General features: G+C 49.9%; 22 protein-coding genes and 1 rRNA gene. 1 reads left to right on the top strand and 22 read right to left on the bottom strand.

Going from position 1 to position 19,595, the window contains the following annotated elements; translation table 11 throughout:
• Window positions 1-21: 21 nt before the first annotated feature.
• The 14 genes from rplK to J2X61_RS34755 all read right to left on the bottom strand — a co-directional run bounded on the left by rplK (window position 22) and on the right by J2X61_RS34755 (window position 10,534).
• Window positions 22-447: a 50S ribosomal protein L11 gene (gene rplK, locus J2X61_RS34820; RefSeq protein ID WP_167067725.1), complete on the bottom strand. Its 426-nt coding sequence runs from the start codon at window positions 445-447 to the stop codon at window positions 22-24.
• A gap of 90 nt (window positions 448-537) precedes the next feature.
• A complete protein-coding gene (gene nusG, locus J2X61_RS34815; protein WP_126144113.1) occupies window positions 538-1,071 on the bottom strand; it encodes a transcription termination/antitermination protein NusG in 534 nt (177 codons plus the stop codon).
• A gap of 26 nt (window positions 1,072-1,097) precedes the next feature.
• Window positions 1,098-1,310 carry a preprotein translocase subunit SecE gene (gene secE / locus J2X61_RS34810; RefSeq protein WP_274473295.1) on the bottom strand — a complete coding sequence of 71 codons (213 nt, stop codon included), beginning with the start codon at window positions 1,308-1,310 and terminating at the stop codon, window positions 1,098-1,100.
• A gap of 19 nt (window positions 1,311-1,329) precedes the next feature.
• A complete protein-coding gene (gene rpmG, locus J2X61_RS34805) occupies window positions 1,330-1,479 on the bottom strand; it encodes a 50S ribosomal protein L33 (protein WP_079418041.1) in 150 nt (49 codons plus the stop codon).
• 231 nt (window positions 1,480-1,710) lie between these two features.
• Window positions 1,711-2,328 (bottom strand): RNA polymerase sporulation sigma factor SigH, encoded by a 618-nt coding sequence (gene sigH, locus J2X61_RS34800; protein ID WP_157326769.1) that lies wholly within the window; start codon window positions 2,326-2,328, stop codon window positions 1,711-1,713.
• A gap of 147 nt (window positions 2,329-2,475) precedes the next feature.
• On the bottom strand, window positions 2,476-2,988 hold the full coding sequence (locus tag J2X61_RS34795) for an NYN domain-containing protein (protein ID WP_274473297.1): 513 nt from the start codon (window positions 2,986-2,988) through the stop codon (window positions 2,476-2,478).
• 5 nt (window positions 2,989-2,993) lie between these two features.
• The gene (rlmB, locus tag J2X61_RS34790) at window positions 2,994-3,734 is read right to left on the bottom strand and encodes a 23S rRNA (guanosine(2251)-2'-O)-methyltransferase RlmB (RefSeq protein WP_274473298.1); all 741 of its coding nucleotides are present in this window, start codon (window positions 3,732-3,734) and stop codon (window positions 2,994-2,996) included.
• A gap of 42 nt (window positions 3,735-3,776) precedes the next feature.
• Window positions 3,777-4,220: a Mini-ribonuclease 3 gene (locus tag J2X61_RS34785; protein WP_274473299.1), complete on the bottom strand. Its 444-nt coding sequence runs from the start codon at window positions 4,218-4,220 to the stop codon at window positions 3,777-3,779.
• Window positions 4,217-5,617, bottom strand: a complete 1,401-nt coding sequence (cysS, locus tag J2X61_RS34780) for a cysteine--tRNA ligase (protein WP_310194949.1) — start codon at window positions 5,615-5,617, stop codon at window positions 4,217-4,219. The genes J2X61_RS34785 and cysS overlap by 4 nt, the downstream gene beginning before the upstream one ends.
• Window positions 5,598-6,269, bottom strand: a complete 672-nt coding sequence (gene cysE, locus J2X61_RS34775; RefSeq protein ID WP_274473301.1) for a serine O-acetyltransferase — start codon at window positions 6,267-6,269, stop codon at window positions 5,598-5,600. Before cysE ends, cysS begins: the two co-directional genes overlap by 20 nt.
• A gap of 343 nt (window positions 6,270-6,612) precedes the next feature.
• Window positions 6,613-8,067 carry a glutamate--tRNA ligase gene (gltX, locus tag J2X61_RS34770; RefSeq protein ID WP_274473303.1) on the bottom strand — a complete coding sequence of 485 codons (1,455 nt, stop codon included), beginning with the start codon at window positions 8,065-8,067 and terminating at the stop codon, window positions 6,613-6,615.
• Between the two features lie 29 nt (window positions 8,068-8,096).
• Window positions 8,097-8,582, bottom strand: coding sequence for a 2-C-methyl-D-erythritol 2,4-cyclodiphosphate synthase (gene ispF / locus J2X61_RS34765; RefSeq protein ID WP_274473304.1), 486 nt, complete (start codon window positions 8,580-8,582; stop codon window positions 8,097-8,099).
• Entirely contained in the window at window positions 8,579-9,283 is a 705-nt protein-coding gene (gene ispD, locus J2X61_RS34760) for a 2-C-methyl-D-erythritol 4-phosphate cytidylyltransferase (RefSeq protein ID WP_274473305.1), read from the bottom strand. Before ispD ends, ispF begins: the two co-directional genes overlap by 4 nt.
• A gap of 183 nt (window positions 9,284-9,466) precedes the next feature.
• The gene (locus J2X61_RS34755) at window positions 9,467-10,534 is read right to left on the bottom strand and encodes a PIN/TRAM domain-containing protein (protein ID WP_274473306.1); all 1,068 of its coding nucleotides are present in this window, start codon (window positions 10,532-10,534) and stop codon (window positions 9,467-9,469) included.
• Between the two features lie 157 nt (window positions 10,535-10,691).
• Here J2X61_RS34755 and J2X61_RS34750 point away from each other — a divergent pair, with 157 nt between their 5' ends.
• The gene (locus J2X61_RS34750) at window positions 10,692-11,087 is read left to right on the top strand and encodes a DUF1573 domain-containing protein (protein WP_274473319.1); all 396 of its coding nucleotides are present in this window, start codon (window positions 10,692-10,694) and stop codon (window positions 11,085-11,087) included.
• Between the two features lie 93 nt (window positions 11,088-11,180).
• Here the strand turns inward: J2X61_RS34750 and pssA are convergent, their stop codons facing one another.
• The 8 genes from pssA to rrf form a co-directional block, all read right to left on the bottom strand.
• Window positions 11,181-11,930, bottom strand: a complete 750-nt coding sequence (pssA, locus tag J2X61_RS34745) for a CDP-diacylglycerol--serine O-phosphatidyltransferase (protein WP_274473307.1) — start codon at window positions 11,928-11,930, stop codon at window positions 11,181-11,183.
• 85 nt (window positions 11,931-12,015) lie between these two features.
• Window positions 12,016-13,095 (bottom strand): DNA integrity scanning diadenylate cyclase DisA, encoded by a 1,080-nt coding sequence (gene disA, locus J2X61_RS34740; RefSeq protein ID WP_274473308.1) that lies wholly within the window; start codon window positions 13,093-13,095, stop codon window positions 12,016-12,018.
• A gap of 40 nt (window positions 13,096-13,135) precedes the next feature.
• Window positions 13,136-14,503, bottom strand: coding sequence for a DNA repair protein RadA (gene radA, locus J2X61_RS34735; RefSeq protein ID WP_274473309.1), 1,368 nt, complete (start codon window positions 14,501-14,503; stop codon window positions 13,136-13,138).
• Window positions 14,504-14,658: 155 nt separating this feature from the next.
• Window positions 14,659-17,100, bottom strand: a complete 2,442-nt coding sequence (gene clpC / locus J2X61_RS34730; RefSeq protein ID WP_274473311.1) for an ATP-dependent protease ATP-binding subunit ClpC — start codon at window positions 17,098-17,100, stop codon at window positions 14,659-14,661.
• A gap of 60 nt (window positions 17,101-17,160) precedes the next feature.
• On the bottom strand, window positions 17,161-18,180 hold the full coding sequence (mcsB, locus tag J2X61_RS34725) for a protein-arginine kinase McsB (protein WP_379241305.1): 1,020 nt from the start codon (window positions 18,178-18,180) through the stop codon (window positions 17,161-17,163).
• A 66-nt stretch (window positions 18,181-18,246) separates the two neighbouring features.
• Complete coding sequence (gene mcsA / locus J2X61_RS34720; protein WP_274473315.1) at window positions 18,247-18,759, bottom strand: protein-arginine kinase activator protein McsA; 513 nt, start codon at window positions 18,757-18,759, stop codon at window positions 18,247-18,249.
• Window positions 18,760-18,772: 13 nt separating this feature from the next.
• Complete coding sequence (locus J2X61_RS34715; RefSeq protein ID WP_274473317.1) at window positions 18,773-19,234, bottom strand: CtsR family transcriptional regulator; 462 nt, start codon at window positions 19,232-19,234, stop codon at window positions 18,773-18,775.
• 276 nt (window positions 19,235-19,510) lie between these two features.
• Window positions 19,511-19,595, bottom strand: a 5S ribosomal RNA gene (rrf, locus tag J2X61_RS36610); the annotation flags it as partial.

The following is a 19,595-nucleotide window of genomic DNA, read 5'->3' as shown; positions in this document are numbered from 1 at the left end:
ACAGTCGCATTCCTTGCGGAATTAATCTTCGATGACGATTCCCATGCTGCGAGCAGTACCTTCAACCATACGCATTGCAGCCTCAACGGATGCAGCATTCAGGTCAGGCATTTTTTGCTCAGCGATTTCACGAACTTTTGCACGTTTCACAGTTGCAACTTTCTTTTTGTTAGGTTCGCCGGATCCTTTTTCGATACCAGCAACGACGCGAAGAAGAACTGCAGCCGGAGGCGTTTTGGTGATGAATGTAAAGGAGCGATCCTCGAAAACTGTGATTTCAACCGGAATAATCAGGCCTACTTGATCAGCAGTACGAGCATTGAACTCTTTACAGAAAGCCATAATGTTCACACCTGCTTGACCCAGAGCTGGACCGATCGGTGGTGCTGGATTTGCTTTCGCAGCTTGAACTTGAAGCTTAACCACTTTAATTACCTTTTTTGCCATGATAGACACCTCCTGTGTATAATATAGATCCCACTAACGAAGGTCTATCCCGAGGAATAGACCTGGTAGAAACCCTTGGTTGTCTTAGTTCTATAGCTTTTCCACTTGGTCGAAATCGAGCTCAAGCGGGGTTTCCCTACCAAACATGTTGACATGCACCTTAAGTTTACCCTTGTCCGCCACAATTTCTTCAACAGAGCCGACAAAGTTTGCGAAAGGTCCCACCTTGACGCGTACGGTTTCTTTGAGTTCGAAGTCGATCTTCGCCTTCGGCTCTTCCATCCCCATATGCTTCAAAATAGATTCAACTTCCTCAGGTAACAATGCAGTCGGTTTAGAGCCGGATCCCGTAGATCCTACGAATCCGGTAACTCCTGGCGTGTTTCGAACGACATACCAAGAGTCATCCGTTTGAATCATTTCGACGAGAACGTAGCCCGGGTAAACTTTGCGCATGACAACTTTCTTCTTGCCATCCTTGTTCACCAGTTCCTCTTCCATCGGCACGAGCACGCGGAAGATCTTATCCGTCATCTCCATGGATTCAACACGTTTCTCCAGGTTGGCTTTCACTTTGTTTTCATACCCTGAATAGGTATGTACGACGTACCATCTTTTTTCCATGAATAAATTCACCTATAGTCCTGTTTTTATTTAAAAACAAGGCGCAGCAACTCAGAAATTCCAAGATCCAACACAAAAAAATAAACAGCGACAAAAGCTACCGTTCCCAATACGACAAGCGTATAGGTGATCATCTCTTTGCGGCTTGGCCACTTGACCTTTTTGAGTTCTGACCAGCTGTCGGTGAAGAAGGAAAAAGTGGATCCGAAGCTTTGTCTCATTCTAGCCAAGAACCCCACAAACTACACCTCCAAAGAACTACCTAGTCTCGCGATGAGCAGTATGTTCATTGCAAAATTTGCAATATTTCTTCAACTCAATACGGTCGGGATTGTTGCGCTTATTTTTAGTGGATGCATAGTTTCTTTGTTTGCAATTTGTGCACGCTAATGTGATGATGACCCGCATGATGTACACCTCCTACAGACACGTTCTAATTAAAGCCCTTCGAAGCGCGTCAAAAAGAAAGCGACTTTTAGGGCTACCTGAAATACTTTATCACAACCCGCAACGGAGTGTCAAGGCGCTGTCTCACAATTGCGAGAGTATCACCAGTATTGACGGCTCGCTGCGTTGTTAAACCTCTTACAAACAAAACACCCGCGGCGCCTGGTAGGAACCCAGAAACCGCGGGACATTCTACAAATCTCTAACTTCCAAATAGCGTTCCAGCTTGCGTTTGACACGTTGAAGAGCATTATCAATCGACTTAACATGGCGATCCAAATCCACCGCAATCTCTTGGTAGGATCTGCCGTCCAAATAGAGCATAAGAACCCTACGTTCCAAGTCGCTCAATATTTCTCCCATTTTATCTTCAAGACCTGTAAATTCCTCTTGATTGATCACAAGCTCCTCAGGATCAGTGACCCTGGAACCGCTAATGACGTCAAGCAGCGTTCGATCAGAATCTTCATCATAGATAGGCTTGTCCAATGATACGTAGGAATTAAGAGGTATGTGCTTCTGACGCGTTGCCGTCTTAATCGCCGTGATGATCTGTCGAGTAATGCACAGCTCAGCAAAGGCTTTGAATGAAGCAAGCTTGTCTCCTCGGAAGTCGCGGATAGATTTATATAAACCTATCATGCCTTCCTGCACAATATCTTCTCGGTCTGCACCTATCAAAAAATAAGAACGTGCTTTGGCACGCACAAAATTCTTATATTTATTGATAAGGTATTCCAAAGCTTCGCTACTGCCTTCTCGGACTGCCTCGACAATGTCTTCATCTGGCTTGAGGTCATAATCGTACATTCTCAGTTCTTTGAGGTCGACACTCACCAACAATCCCTCCGGCCTGCAGGACTACCCAGATTCACATTAAAAGTTTAGGTTAAGTATACATGATGAAATCTCACACCGTCAACGGGGAAGCCCACCATTTCTAGCATTTGGATGGACTTACTCCCCTCTTCGCCATCGTTCGAACTGCGCCTTGAGCTCTCCGCTAAGCTTCCCCTCGAACGGATTGCGCTTCGTAGAAACCTCGGGTTTAATGCGTTCTCTAACCTCTTTGCGATTTTGCTTGATCTTAACGAGCAATTCACCGGCCGGCAGCCGGAGAGCCCCCTTGCCGAAGATGACATGCTGTTCGATCATATCGGAAGTAGCGACATAGATTTGTCTGCGCCTTCCCATCAGATTCGTTACCAGCCGCTCGATCCGTTCGTCTGCGGTTTCCTTCTCCTTGGTGTAAAGCACGTTCAGCTTGCTTTGAACATATTTTTTCCCGAGTCCAGGAACCATATAAGCATCAAATACGAGATAGACCTTCATCCCGGAGTAAGACTGATATTCGGCCAGCATATGAATGAGCTTGTCTCGAGCACCTTCCAAATCCGTATCCTTCAGCTTATTCAGCTCCGGCCATGCGCCAATGATATTATAGCCGTCTACGATCAGGAATTCTTCCATCGGCCTTAGCTCTGATGACGTTGCCGAACCACTTCATACATGAGAACCCCCGCGGCGACGGAAGCGTTCAAGGAATTCACGTGTCCCGCCATAGGCAGCTTCACCAGGAAGTCGCACTTCTCTTTGATCAGCCTGCCCACGCCTTTGCCCTCATTACCGATTACAAGCGCAATCGGCATGTTGAAATTAGCTTTATACACATCTTGAGCTGCGGTAACATCCGTTCCTGCAACCCATACCCCTTGCTCTTTCAGCTGTTCGATCGTTTGCGCGATATTCGTTACACGGGCAACAGGAACGTATTCCACGGCGCCTGCGGAGGTTTTGGAAACCGTTGCCGTCAGACCGACCGAACGCCTCTTCGGAATGATGACCCCATGAACTCCCGTACAATCCGCCGTCCGTAGAATCGAACCCAAATTATGAGGGTCTTCGATCTCGTCCAGAATCAGGATAAACGGATCCTGTCCCAGCGATTTCGCCTTGGCAATAATTTCTTCGACTTCCACATAAGCATAGGCCGCTACTTGGGCGATAACCCCTTGGTGCTGAAGCCCTTCCACCATTTGGTCAAGCTTGCGCTTGTCCGTAAATTGCACCAAAATACCCAAATTTTTGGCTTCCGCCACGATTGGGCCGGCAAACTGCTTCTGCGCATTCTCAGCTATCCAGATTTTGTTGATCGTCCGGCCGGCGCGAATGGCCTCCATGACGGAGTGCTTCCCGCCAATATATTCTTCTTCCATCCTTTTTCCTCCTAAAAATTCCGCTGCTGACAAAACTTACATCTACGCTTCGGACTTGGCACCAGCCTTATAGGCAAGCGCAAAATCCAATATTTCCTTCAAGCGGCTATAAGATTGCTTATAGTACAAATATCCGATTAAGCACTCAAACGCGGTGCTGTGCCGGTATTCCAGCACATCCGCGTTCTTCGCCGTCGTTCCTGATTTGGCGTTGCGCCCGCGCTTCACCATATCCGTCTCTTCTTCCGTCAGCATCGGCATCAACGCATCAAGCAGCTTGGCTTGCGCCTTGGCCGAAACATAACCGGTCGATGCCCTATGAAGATGGTTCGGCTTATGATTCCCGCTGGAGATCACATACTGCCGAATGTATACCTCGTAAACCGCATCCCCGATATAGGCCAGCACAATCGGATTCAGCAGATGCGGGCTTACGGCAGGCGGGTAAACGAACAAATTCGCTGCATCGTTCAAGGTTTCGCTCATTTGCGGCGCCAACGAATTCCTTGCGGCGTGTCCTCAAGGAATATCCCTTTCTCCGTGAGCAGATCACGAATTTCGTCCGCGCGCGCCCAGTTCTTCGACTTCCTCGCTTCCGTGCGCTCCACGATCAATTGCTCGATCTCTTCATCCAGCAATTCGTCGGTTTGTTTCGACAAAATCCCCAACGTTTGGTCGAACGCCTGCAGCTGATCCAGCAGCAGCTGAAGCGCCGCGGTATGAACCCGCTCCTGTTGGAGATATAGATTCGCTTCCGACACCAAATCAAATACGGCCGTAATCGCATCCGGCGTGTTGAAGTCGTCGTTCATCTTCTCGACGAATTGATTCGCAATGGCCGCAACGCGCGCAACCAGCGCTGCATCCGCTTCGCCGGATGCGGAGGCTGTAGCCAGCCGATGCTTCAAGTTGTCATTCGCATTCTGGATGCGCTCCAGCGCGTTCGCCGCCTGCTTCAAGCTTTCATCGCTGAAGTTAAGCGGGTTGCGGTAATGAGCGGACAGCATGAAGAAGCGGAATACCTCCGGCTTCAACTGCTGCACGAGGTCGCGAATTAATATGCCGTTGCCCAGCGACTTGGACATCTTCTCATTGTCAATGTTCAAGAACGCATTGTGCAGCCAATAATTGGCCATCGGATGACCCGTTACCGCTTCCGTCTGAGCGATCTCGCACTCATGGTGCGGGAATGTCAAATCTTGGCCGCCGCCATGAATATCGATCGTTTCGCCCAAATATTTGCGCACCATCGCGGAGCACTCGATATGCCAGCCCGGACGGCCCTGGCCCCAGGGGCTATCCCAATAAATTTCCCCGGGCTTCGCCGCTTTCCACAGTACGAAGTCCTGCGGGTTCTCCTTCCGGTCGTCCACCTCAATCCGAATGCCGTATTGAAGCTCCTCCAGATTCTGATGCGACAGCTTGCCGTATTCGGCGAACTTGGTCGTGCGGTAATACACGTCGCCGCGCGCCTCATAAGCGTAGCCTTTCTCCACAAGAGCGGCGATGAACTCGATAATTTCCGGCATATTTTCCGTAACACGCGGATTCAAAGTAGCCTCATGCACACCCAGCGCCTTAATATCCTCCAAGAAAGCGGCGATGAACGTTTCCGCCAGCTCCGGCACCGTAACGCCCAGCTCCTCGGCTTTGCGGATCATTTTATCGTCAACGTCCGTGAAGTTCGTAATATAAGTAACCTCATACTTCTGCGATTCCAGGAAGCGCCGCACGACATCGAAGAAGATCACAGGCCTCCCGTTTCCGATATGAATATAGTTATATACAGTCGGGCCGCATACATACATTTTCACTTTGCCCGCTTCAATCGGGACGAATTCTTCCTTCTTGCGTGTTAGTGTGTTATACACTCTGAGCGTCATGTTCTCTCGCTCCTCCATTTCTGACCCGTTCTTGTTCAAGCTGCTTTTTGAGCTCGTTAATTTGCTGCTGCATTTCTTGGAATATATCAATAATGGGATCCGGCAAGTTGCCGTGATCCAAACGATTGACGCGCACCCCGTCCCGCTTCACAAGCTTGGCAGGCATCGTTACGACCGTACTGTTGGACGGAACCTCGTGAATGACCACGGCATTGGAACCGATACGCGAATTCTCGCCGACAAGGAAGGAGCCTAAGATCTTGGCGCCTGAACCGATAACAACATTATTGCCAATAGTCGGATGTCTCTTACCTTTCTCCTTGCCTGTTCCCCCGAGAGTAACCCCTTGATACAAAATGACGTCATCGCCGATTTCGCACGTTTCCCCGATCACTACGCCCATCCCATGGTCAATAAACAACCGCTTGCCGATTGTGGCTCCGGGATGAATCTCAATGCCCGTCATGAAACGGCTCCATTGGGAGACGATACGGGCGAGGGTAAACATCTTCCGCTTATAGAACCAATGCCCGATCCGATGCGCCCAGATGGCGTGAAGACCGGAGTACGTAAACACAACCTCAAACCAGCTGCGTGCAGCCGGGTCGTTATCGAATACGGCAGAAATATCAGATTTGATCGTTTGCCACATGCTCTCACCTTCTTCGCCTTAAATCAGATTCTGTGTATAAAAAAAGCCCCCGCAGCCCAATGGCTGCAGAGGCGTTATTCATCGCGGTTCCACTCTGCTTGGTGACTCGGAAGTCTCCCAACTCAAGTCCCCGTAACGTGGGTAATCCGGCTGCGCCTACTTTACTCGTCTTCCGAGTATTCGGCGTAGCAGCTCCCAGGTGCATTTCCGTTTATAGGGAATGGATAACTCACAGCCGCAAGCCTCGCGGCTCCGATTATCCTCTCTGAAAAACCCTAAATAAGCGTACTCTCCTGATCATTGCAATCGTTATTGGATTAAGTATAACGAAAAGCACTGTCTATTACAATAAGTTCCTTAGACGCGAAGCGACTTTTTCTTTGCCCAGCAGGTACAAAGATACATTCAAATCCGGTCCGTGCACCTGTCCTGTGAGTGCAGAACGAATGGACATGAACAGCTGCTTCCCTTTGAAGCCCGTATCCTTCTGCACTTGCTTCAGCAAGGCAGGGATCGCTTCCACCGTGAAAGCCTCGGCCCCCTCCACTTGCGTCAAGAAGCTGGACAACACTACCGGCACATGCTCTTCCTTCAGAACGGCGGCAGCCTCCTCGTCGATCACCAGCTCTTCTTTGAAGAAGATGCTCGACAATTCGACAATTTCTGCGGCGAAACGCATTCTTTCCTGATTCAGGCCGACCAGCGCCGTTACCCACTCTTGGCCCGCTTCATCCAGCTGGTTCGGAATATAGCCGGCTTTCTGCAAATGCGGCACACACAGGTCGACTACGCGGGAGAGCGGAGCCTTTTTCAAGTAGGCATTGTTCATCCAATTCAATTTGTCCATATCGAACACAGCCGGACTCTTCGACACGCGATCGAGGTCAAACTGAGCGATTAACTCTTCCTTGGTGAACATCTCTTCTTCACCGCCCGGCGACCAACCGAGCAGCGCAATGAAATTGACGACGGCCTCCGGCAGGTAACCTAACTCCCGGTACTGTTCGATGAACTGGATGATGGACTCATCCCGTTTGCTCATTTTCTTCCGGTCTTGATTCAGAATCAACGCCAAGTGAGCAAATTCCGGAACCGGCATGCCCAGAGCCTCATACATAAGGATTTGTCTAGGCGTGTTGGACAGATGCTCCTCCCCGCGGATCACCAGGTTGATCTTCATGGTATGATCGTCCACGATAACAGCGAAGTTATACGTCGGAATCCCGTCCGGACGAGCGATAATGAAATCGCCTATGCCATTGGAATCGAATTCCACATGCTCGCGCACCTTGTCTTCAAAAGCAATTACACGGTCTGCCGGCACAAGGAAGCGCGTCGAAGGCTTGCGGCCTTCCGATTCAAAAGCAGCACGCTGCTCCGCTGTCAAATGGCGGCATTTCCCGGAATATCCGCCCATCTCGCCGCGCGCCTCCTGTTCGGCCCGCTCCTGCTCCAGGTCGGCTTCCGAACAATAGCACGGGTAAGCATGCCCGCTCTGCAGCAATTGATCCAGATAGGTCTTGTAAATATCCAATCTCTCCATCTGACGGTATGGTGCGTATGGGCCCCCGATGTCTACACTCTCATCCCACTCCAAGCCAAGCCATCTCAGACCATTCAACTGGTCCTCGATCCCCGATTCCTTATGACGAGTCTGATCGGTATCCTCGAAACGCACAACGAAAGCTCCGCCATGGCGGCGGGCCAGCAAGTAATCGAACAGTGCCGTACGAGCACCGCCAATATGCAAATGTCCCGTAGGACTAGGTGCATAACGCACACGTAATGGTTGGTTCATGACTGTACCCCTTCTCCCAATAATACCTGCTATTCTAGCACATCTCGAATTAAACAAACAACCGATTGAGCAGCAATACCTTCGCCGCGGCCTGTGAAGCCCAATTGCTCCGTCGTTGTCGCTTTCACATTGATTTGATCCACCTGCGCATCGAGCGCCTCCGCGATAATCTCGGCCATTTGCGGAATATACGGCGCCATCTTAGGCTTCTGGGCAATGATCGTGGAATCCGCATTGCCCAGACGGTAGCCTCGGTCCTTCGCCAGCTGCCATACATGCTTGAGCAGTACCAGGCTGTCCGCATCCTTGAACTCGGCGGCCGTGTCCGGGAAATGCTTGCCGATATCTCCCAAGCCCAGTGCGCCCAGGATCGCGTCGCTGATCGCATGCAGGAGCACATCGGCATCGGAATGCCCGAGCAGCCCTTTCTCATAAGGAATCGTTACGCCTCCGATAATACACTTGCGTCCTTCCACCAATTGATGCACATCAAATCCTTGACCTACGCGAATCATGATTGTCTCTCTCCCCTAACGTGTTGTAAAATCCATTCCGCCCATGGCAAATCTTCCGGTGTTGTGATCTTGATATTGTAATAGTCTCCTTCGACGACATACACCGTTGTTCCTATCCGCTCCACCAGCATCGCATCATCGGTACCCATGAAGCCCTCCTGAAGCGCCCGTTCATGCGCCTCCCGCAGAAGGGAAAGCCGAAAAGCCTGCGGGGTTTGGATGGCCCACAAGCTTCGTCTATCCGGTGTTGATTGAATTCTTTTGTCGGTATCTACGACTTTGATCGTATCCTTCACAGGGACAGCCAGCACAGCTGCATCCTGTTCCTGCGCCTTCGCCAGACATTCGAACACATGTTCCCTCTTAACGAAAGGCCGCACTCCGTCATGCACGAGCACCCAATCCGTGTCCTTGGCCAAAGCCGCTAGGCCTTGCCGAACAGAGTCTTGACGCTCCGCGCCGCCTGCCAGCACATGAGTGACCTTGGAAAGACCGTAGGCTTGTACATAACCTGCACAGCGCTCTACGTCATTTCCACCCACAACCAAAATGATTTCATTCACTTCATGTATGTTTTGAAATAATTGCAACGTATGTACCAGAATCGGCTTCTGTCCCAGCTGTAAATATTGTTTGCTTTCCGCCGTTCCCATGCGCGAGCCTTTGCCCGCAGCTACGATGATGACTCCCAGCTTCCCCATAAGCCCTCCGACTAAGCGCTTTCGTTCGAAAGCTTTCTACGTAAGCATAGACCCATGGATGAACGACTCCGTCGTCCATATAGGACGAAAGGGTTTGTCATGGTTGATGCAAAGCAAAAGTATAAAACTTATACTTTCCAAGCAACTGGTAAGAGCTATGTTACATCTCCCATCATACTGGTTTTACTGCGCTTTTTCCAATAGTTTCGGTTTCGCGAAAATCATCCGCCCCGCCGATGTCTGTAGAACGCTGGTCACCATCACTTCAAGCGTCATCCCGATGAATTCACGGCCGCCTTCCACGACGATCATCGTCCCGTCATCCAGGTAGGCTACGCCTTGTCCATGCTCCTTGCCGTCTTTAATGACTTGAACGATAATTTCTTCACCAGGCAGGACCACAGGCTTCACGGCATTCGCAAGGTCATTAATGTTGAGCACCGAAACACCCTGCAGCTCGCATACTTTATTCAAGTTGAAATCATTTGTGATGACTTTGCCCTGAAGCACCTTAGCCAATCGTACCAGCTTGCTGTCGACTTCCGATATTTCTTCGAAATCGCCTTCGTAGATCAGCACTTTCACTTCAAGTTCCTTCTGGATTTTATTCAAAATATCGAGCCCTCGCCGGCCCCGGTTGCGCTTCAGCAAGTCCGACGAATCCGCAATATGCTGCAGCTCTTCCAACACGAACTCCGGTATCACGAGCGTTCCTTCGATAAATCCCGTTTTGCAAATATCCGCAATACGACCGTCAATAATGACGCTGGTATCGAGAATCTTATGTTCCTCGTAAGGCCTGTGCGTCCCTTTCTCCGGAGCAGCCGACCGGCTCTTGGCCATAATCTGGACTAGCTCCTCCCTCTTGCTGTAACCGATACGGAATCCCATGACGGCTAGAACCGCCGATACGACGAAAGGTAAAAAGGGACCCGCCCACGTCGCCTGCTGCAGCACAGGGAACACCATAACGGATACGAGAAGTCCGATGACGAGCCCTAACGTGCCTGAGAGCAAATCGGACGCAGGAATGTCCGCCACATTCTTTTCTCCTTGGATCAGGAGCTTCATTCCCTTACCGGCAACCCACAATGAAAGAAAGAACATGACCCCAGCGCACATACTATTCAAAACTATGATCTTGCCTGAATCGCTCATGAAACCTGTCGTTCGTACGATTGACTCGCTCCATCCATATCCTAAACTACCACCCATGACGGCTAAAATGAATTGCACCCATTTTCTCATCATAGATTCACCTCCTACATCAACTTATTAATAACAGCCTCCTTACAATTATGTTCCAATTTATCCCTTATTAATCACTTCTGCTCTCGGAAAATTGAAATATTAAGGGCCTTCCATTATAATGAAATTGGAAGTTACCAACACACCCGAGGTGGATGGAATGAGCTCCTTGACTTTAAAGCAGTTTCAAGATCAGGTTTCCGAATTGTTGCTCCGTCACCGAAGTCTGCTTGACGTCTTATCCAAGTTCCAACAGTCAGGCGCAGCTGCCAACCGTTCCGTGGTGAAGTCCATTACAGAATGCGGATGTATTCAGGTTAACGCAGCTAAGCAAGAGTATCATCCAGAGATGACTCTGAACGAAGCGAAGAACGTACTCGGCACTCATGTAACCGGTCACTTATGTGAGCAATGCATCGAGGTCGTGAGCAGTGAATTGGGCAGGAATCTGTTCTATATGTCTGCACTGAGCAACATTCTCGGCGTCAATTTGGAGCAAGTCGTAGAGAACGAATCCAAGAAATGCTCAACCTTGGGCCTTTTCAACATGTCATGATCAAGACAATGCACATGAACAGCAAAAAAGCATTTATTTTCTTCTGCTCATCCAGAGAGAAAATAAATGCTTTTTATTTTTGCGGTATGGAGATTAAACGTCGGATTTAACGGAGTTCGGATCCTCTACGCCGCGTCTTTTGTTCTTTCTGCGGATTCGGATGAAGAAGCCATCAACGTTTTTTTTTAGGCCGTACAGCGCGTACAGCAGAAGCGGTACGAAGATCATTTTGGAGATTGACTCCGGCCACTTGATCGCGATGAGTACGGCAACGGCCACAATCACAGGCGTGATCCAGATCGCTGCTTTCGGAATGCCGGCTTTCTTGAAGTTCGGATATTTCACTGTACTTACCATCAAATAAGACAATAGAATTGTACTTACCAACAGAACATACACGTTAATTTCATTCACAAACAATGCCAATGTACACAGCACACCGCCTGCAGCCGGAATCGGCAATCCGATGAAATAGCCAGGCGTACCGGCAACGACATTAAAGCGAGCCAACCGAAGCGCTCCACAGATTGGGAAGATTGCGGTGACGATCCAAGCGAATGCCGGACTGATCACATGCGGATCGTTGAACGCTACAACATACATGATAAAGGCAGGCGCCACACCGAAAGAAATAACATCGGACAGCGAGTCTAGCTCTTTACCAAATTCACTCTGTGCATTCAACGCGCGGGCTACACGACCGTCAAGTCCATCGAGCAACATAGCGACAATGACCAGCACTGCTGCAACGCCGTGCTCACCGCTGAAAGCGAGAATAATCGACAGAACACCGAGGAATAAGTTCCCTACTGTAAAAAGACTGGGAATTGATTTCGTTAACATATTTTTTTGTCCACCTCTGGATTTACTATGCCCTAAACTTGACTTTATAAAACCTCAACAATGATACTTTATGATTGTATCTACTTTAAATATGTCTGTCAATGAACACTTGTTCTTGAATTCTTTTGAGGCCTTCCTTAATGGCGCGGGCCCTTACCTCTCCGATGCCGTCAACTTCATCCAATTCCTCAATCGTCGCCATCATCATGTGAGGCAGGTAGCCGAATTTCTCCACCAGATTCGCAATAATGATCGAGGGAAGCCGCGGTATCTTCCCAAGAATCCGGAACCCGCGAGGGGAAACCGGCTCTTCTACGATCGAATTGGAATGCGGGTAGCCGAGCAATCGAATAATTTGGTGCGGTTCAAGCAGCTCATCCGAAGAAAGACGCTTCAAGCCTGCTTGCATGTCTTTGACGCGATCCTCGGATAATTCTCTTACATAATCTTTTACGAGCAAACGCGCTTCAAGTTCCGCATTCCCGACAAGTTCTTCTAATTGCATGCTGATCAACCGGCCTTCATTCCCAAGCTCATTAATATATCGGTTGATTTCGGCCTTAATGCGCAGCACCATCTCGAAACGGGCAATTACGTTGGTCACATCGTGCAGCGTGACTAACTCTTCGAACTCCGATGCGCTCAAATTCGTCAGCGACTGATCCAACACCACCTTGTAACGCTCCAGCGTTTGGATGGCTTGATTCGCTTTGGTCAAGATGACGCCGATATCTTTGAGCGCATAGCGCAAATTGCCTTGGTACAGAGTAATTACGTTGCGCCTCTGCGAAATGGATACAACGAGCTTATTCGTCTGCTTCGCCACCCGCTCAGCGGTCCGATGACGGATACCGGTCTCTGAGGAGGAGATGGAGGAGTCCGGGATTAATTGCGTGTTCGCATATAGAATTCGCTTGATATCCTCGCTGAGAATAATCGCTCCGTCCATTTTGGCAAGCTCATATAAATAGTTGGGGGAAAATTCGCAATCGATCGAAAACCCGCCATCGACGATCTCCCTCACTTCCGCACTGTAACCTACGACGATCAGTCCGCCCGTTTTGGCGCGCAGGACATTCTCCAATCCGTCACGGAACGATGTACCAGGTGCCACCATCTGGAGCAATTGGCTCATCACGTCACGCTTGATCTCATCTTTACTCATAGTTTCCTCCTGAAGGCTTGCAGGTTGAATGATTCACGAGCTAGCCCAATGCCGCTTTCAATGCTTCGGACACTGTATTCACTCCGATAATCTCCATACCGGGCGGATGGGTCCACCCCTTCAAACTTTTCTCCGGCATAATGACTCTGCGGAACCCCAGCTTCTCCGCTTCTTTCACACGTTGGTCGATCCGGGACACGCCGCGGACTTCGCCGGTCAAGCCGATTTCACCGAACACCACATCGAACGGCTGGGTCGCTTGATCCCGGAAGCTGGAAGCGATACTGATCGCGATGGCCAAATCGACAGCCGGTTCGTCAAGCTTGACACCGCCGGCCACGTTCAGATAGGCATCTTGATTTTGCAAAAACATGCCCATACGCTTCTCAAGAACGGCAATAATCAGGGAAAGGCGGTTATGATCGACACCGGTCGCCATCCTTCTGGGCGAAGGAAAGTTCGTCGAAGAGACGAGGGCCTGGATTTCTACCAGAACCGGACGCGTGCCCTCCATACTAGCTACGACGGTTGAACCGGCAACGCCGAGAGGTCTCTCAGATAGGAATAATTCAGAGGGATTGCTAACTTCCACGAGGCCCGATTCCTGCATTTCGAAAATCCCGATTTCGTTCGTCGAACCGAATCGATTCTTGACGGCGCGAAGCACCCGGTACGAATGGTGGCGCTCCCCCTCGAAATAAAGCACGCAATCCACCATGTGCTCCAACATTCGCGGTCCCGCAATGGCACCTTCCTTGGTCACATGGCCGACAAGGACCGTTGCAATACCTTTCCCCTTAGCTATTCTCATAAAATGACCCGTGCATTCCCGAACTTGCGAAACGGTCCCCGGCGCTGAAGTGATCGCAGGGTGATAGACCGTCTGGATCGAGTCGATCACCAGAAAATCCGGTTCAATCTCTTGAATGGCTTCTTCGATCAGCTCCAGATTCGTTTCGCAGAGCACGTACAGCAGCGGCGAAGCGGCGTTCAAACGATCCGCACGCAGCTTCGTCTGTTTGACAGATTCTTCCCCCGATATATAAAGCACTTTCTGCTCTGCTTGCGTAAGTTCATGTGAGGTTTGAAGCAGCAAGGTCGACTTCCCGATTCCCGGATCTCCGCCCACGAGGATCAAAGATCCGGGCACGATGCCTCCGCCCAAGACGCGGTTTAATTCCTTATTGCGGGTTACAACCCTGGGCTCCGGACTACTTTCTATATGTATGATGGGGGTCGGTTTTTCTTTCGTTCGCGGGGCAGAAGAATTCATGCCCTTCGTGCGCACAACCGTTTCGATTTCTTCCACCATCGTGTTCCAAGATTGACAGCCGGGGCATTTGCCCATCCATTTCGGCGATTCATAGCCACATTCTTGACAGCAAAATTTGGTTTTCTGTTTACTCATGGCGTAAATGACTCCTTAACATCTTACAATTCAATATTTGGCTATCCTTACCAATAAAGTTTACCATTTTTATGATGTCCATGAAAGGTCATCTGCAAATAAAAAGCATTTTGCCGCACCCATCGTGGATGCAGCAAAATGCTTCTTTGCTTGCTTTATTTCGCGGCTACCCCTTCGCCCCGTTGGACGACCAGTTCACCGTCTTGCTCGTCAATGGTTAAGGAATCGCCTTTGGCAATATTGCCTTTGAGCAGCTCCTCGGACAAGCGGTCCTCGATATGCTTCTGAATCGCTCTGCGAAGCGGACGTGCGCCATAAGTTGGATCATATCCTTCTTTGGCCAAGAACGATTTTGCTTTATCCGTCAGCAAGAAATCAACATCTTGCTCTTTCAGACGTTTGCGAAGATCATCCGCCATCAAGCTAACGATTTCGCCGATGTGTTTCTCATCCAAGGAGTGGAAGACGATAATTTCGTCGATCCGGTTGAGGAACTCAGGACGGAAGCTTTTCTTCAGCTCGCCCATCACTTTGTCTCTCATGTTGGAGTAGTCTTTGCCGGCGTCAATGGCAGCTGTAAAGCCAAGGGAAGAGTTCTTCTTAATCGTTTCCGCACCGACGTTGGAGGTCATGATGATCAGCGTGTTGCGGAAATCGACCGTACGTCCTTTGGAATCCGTCAGACGTCCATCTTCCAGCACTTGCAGCAGGATATTGAATACTTCCGGATGTGCTTTCTCGATCTCATCGAGCAGTACAACGGAGTAAGGTTTGCGGCGAACTTTCTCTGTCAGTTGACCGCCTTCCTCGTAGCCCACATATCCTGGAGGCGCTCCGACAAGTCGGGACGTCGAGTGCTTCTCCATGTACTCCGACATGTCGATCCGGACTACCGCATTGTCATCGCCGAATAGGGATTCAGCCAAGGCGCGCGCCAGCTCCGTTTTACCGACACCTGTAGGTCCTAAGAAAATGAAGGAGCCCATCGGACGCTTCGGATCTTTGAGGCCTGCTCTGGCGCGGCGGATCGCACGGCTGACGGCTTTCACCGCTTCCTCTTGTCCGATCACGCGCTCATGAAGAATATCCTCCATCTTGAGCAGACGCTCCGTCTCTTCTTCAGCCAGCTTGCTAACCGGGATACCGGTCCAGCTCGCTACGATCTGAGCGATATCGTCCGGCGTTACTTCCGTATCCAGACGTCCTTGTTTCTCTTTCCAATCGTTCTTCGTTGTATCCAGCTCTTCACGAAGCTTCTGCTCAGTATCGCGAAGTCCAGCCGCTTTCTCGAATTCCTGGCTTTGTACCGCGGCATCCTTCTCCTTGCGGATATCCTCCAGCTTATTCTCCAGCTGCTTCAATGAAGGCGGTATGGTGTAAGAACGAAGTCTTACTTTGGAGCTGGCCTCATCGATCAAGTCGATCGCTTTATCCGGCAGGAAACGATCCGTAATATAACGGTCGGACAGTTTAACGGCCTCTTGAATGGCCAAGTCTGTAATTTTCACGCGGTGATGCGCTTCGTAACGATCGCGAAGTCCATAGAGAATTTGGATCGCTTCCTCCGGAGACGGCTGATCCACCGTAATCGGCTGGAAGCGGCGCTCCAATGCGGCATCCTTCTCGATATATTTGCGGTACTCGTCAAGCGTTGTCGCCCCGATGCACTGCAGCTCGCCTCTGGCCAAAGCCGGCTTCAGGATGTTGGAGGCATCGATCGCGCCTTCCGCCCCGCCTGCGCCGATCAGCGTGTGCAGCTCGTCAATGAAGAGCACGATGTTCCCGGCTTGACGAATTTCGTCCATAATTTTTTTGAGGCGGTCTTCGAATTCACCGCGGTATTTGGTGCCTGCGACAACGGATCCCATGTCGAGGGTCATGACCCTTTTGTCCTTCAACGTTTCTGGAATTTCATTGTTGATAATCTTCTGGGCAAGGCCTTCGGCAATCGCCGTTTTACCGACCCCAGGCTCACCGATGAGCACCGGATTGTTCTTCGTTCTGCGGCTGAGCACCTGGATCACGCGCTCGATTTCTTTACTGCGCCCGATTACCGGGTCCAGATGGCCTTCCTTGGCATAGGCGGTCAGATCTCTCGCCAAACCGTCAAGTGTAGGCGTGTTCACATTCTGGCTGGTCCCGTGACTTGGGGACACGGTCTCGCTGCTGCCCAGCAATTGAAGCACTTGCTGACGGGCTTTGTTCAGCGAAACGCCCAGGTTGTTCAATACCCTAGCCGCTACGCCTTCGCCTTCGCGAATGAGCCCTAGCAGAATATGTTCAGTCCCCACATAAGTGTGGCCTAATTTCCTTGCTTCATCCATGGAAAGCTCGATAACCTTTTTGGCTCTAGGCGTATACGCAATGTTGGTAGGCTGTTCTTGTCCTCTGCCGATTAGAGATTCGACTTCGTCTTGAATTTTCTCAAGACCTAATCCTAAGGCAACGAGTGCTTTAGCAGCAATACCTTCCCCTTCACGAATCAGTCCCAGCAAAATATGCTCAGTCCCAATATTGTTATGTCCTAAGCGGACCGCTTCCTCTTGAGCCAAAGAAAGCACCTTCTGCGCACGTTCCGTAAATCTGCCAAACATCATAGAGAACACCTCCAAAAGTAGTATATCTATGGTAAACCTAAAGGATGAATCTTCCTTCGTTTAGATCCTGCCGAACTTCTCTCGAATCAGCTCGGCTCTGCGCATATCGCGTTCGTCTGCGTTCAGCTTCTCCCCTGCATATTGCTGCAGGAAGCCCGGCTGCGTCATCACCAGCAGTTCATTCAACACATTCGGTGAGACATTGTTGATAATACCAAGATCAATGCCGAGTCGCACATCGGACAGGCGCTGCGCGGCTTCCTTCGAATCCATGATTCCCGCATAGGACAGAATGCCAAGCGAGCGGTTCACCCGGTCAATGATACGCATTCGAGACTCTTGCATCAGCTTATGCCTGGCGGCACGCTCATGCTCAATAATTTGTCTTGCGACACTGTGCAAATTCTCAATAATCTCGTCTTCGGATTGGCCCAAAGTAATCTGATTCGATATTTGGAACAGATTACCTAATGCTTCGCTGCCTTCCCCATATAATCCTCTAACCGTTAATCCAACTTGTGTAACAGCGGATAAAATTCGATTGATTTGTTGGGTCAGCACCAAAGCCGGCAAATGCATCATAACCGAAGCCCGGATACCGGTTCCGACGTTCGTTGGGCAGCTGGTTAAGTAGCCCTTCTTCTCATCATAGCCGTAATCCAATTGAGTTTCAAAAATATCGTCAATCTGGTTCGCCAAGTCCCAAACTTCCTTGATCTGAAAGCCTGGGCATAAGCATTGTATGCGAAGATGATCTTCCTCGTTGATCATGATGGAGATGGATTCATTTTCGCTTAAAATAACGGCACCGTTACGGGATTCGTTAGCTAAATTAGGACTGATTAAATGCTTCTCAACAAGCACCATTCGCTCAAGCTCATTCAGGTCCGACAGCGGAATTAGCGAAAAGTTGCTGATCGTCTCCAATTCGTCGTTCTCAAGCACGCCGGATAGCTGATCTAGCACCTCTTGTGATTGTTGATTGGTAGCCAGCATGGGATAAGGGTAGTCTCTAAGGTTGCGTGCGATACGGATCCGGCTGCTGATCACGATATCCGATTCCGGTCCGTCGCCCTTCATCCACTCGCTTAATGCATCTCCTGTAAACCGCTGTAGTGTCACTGGATTCACACCTTCCTTACATAATCACATGCCCGCGATTTTCTTCTCAATGTCGCGAATTTGATCCCTGATCTTCGCCGCTTGCTCGAATTCCTCCGCTTCAATGCAGGCCATCATATCCTTCTTCAGCGTCTCGATTTCTCGCTTGCTCTGAATGATGCCGCCGCTTCGTTTGGGGATTTTGCCCACATGGACGGTGTTGCCATGCACTCTCTTGAAGAGAGGATCTAACTTCTCGGAAAAGCTTTGATAGCAGGACCCGCAGCCGAACCGGCCTAGCTTGCTAAACTGCGAGTACGTAAGTCCACAATTCTCACAACGGACCGCTTGCGTTTTCGCGGCGGACATGGACGACGGTTCGAAATCAAGCAACCCCGACAACAGATTATGAATTGAGAATCCGCCGGAGGTCCCCGGGATCATCTCGCCCTTCTCACGGGCACAGTTCTCACAAATGTGGAACTCGTTCTTATCGCCATTCACAATCTTCGTAAAATGAAGAGTCGCCGGGCGCTTCCCGCATTCCTGACAAATCATTTTCTATGCCTCCTCATCTGCTAAGCAAGGATATCAGCATCGCTTTGAGAATCTTGGCCCGAATTTCATCGCGCAGCGGGAGCTTGAAGGTCAACACATCTCTCGATATCGCTGCCCGAATCAGGTTGGCTTCTCGGGTTGAAATATATTGGCCCTCCTGCAGCTGGTAAATGAGCCCTTCCGAAGCCACTTGATCGATATGGGTATGGATCGTGCGGAAAATATGATCGAGAATCGATCCATGGCTCTTAAGCTCAATCTTCTGGATACGAATGTACCCGCCGCCGCCGCGCTTACTCTCCACCAGATAGCCCTTCTCCAGCGTGAACCTTGTACTGATCACATAATTGATCTGCGAAGGCACGCATTGGAATTGGTCGGCAAGATCGTTGCGCTGGATCTCGATGGCTCCCTCCGAGCTTTGCTGCAGGACGTGCTTTAAATATTGCTCAATTATTTCTGATACGTTACGCATCAATTCATCCTCCCAGACTGCTAGAAGTAAATTGATTGACTTTGATTGACTTTGACTTTCTTTGACCTTAACTAGATTATAATCATTTCCTTTCTTTTTGACAAGTACTGACTCCAAACATTGCCGAGCCCTAATAAATCTGACCATTTCACAGTCTACTTTCAGTATTTACAGAAAAACCCCTGCTTAACGTCAGGGGGTGTTCCTTTTTTTGGGGCGCCCGTGCAAAAACAAAAAAACCTCCCTGAGATTTCTCTCAGAAAGGTTTTCTCTCGTGCTTGGCAACGTTCTACTCTCCCAGAACCCTGCGGTTCAAGTACCATCGACGCTGGAGGGCTTAACGGTCGTGTTCGAGATGGGA

Source organism: Bacillus sp. 3255 (genome assembly GCF_031456485.1).
Taxonomy (GTDB): domain Bacteria; phylum Bacillota; class Bacilli; order Paenibacillales; family NBRC-103111; genus Paenibacillus_E.
This window is presented reverse-complemented; position numbering and strand designations above follow the sequence as displayed.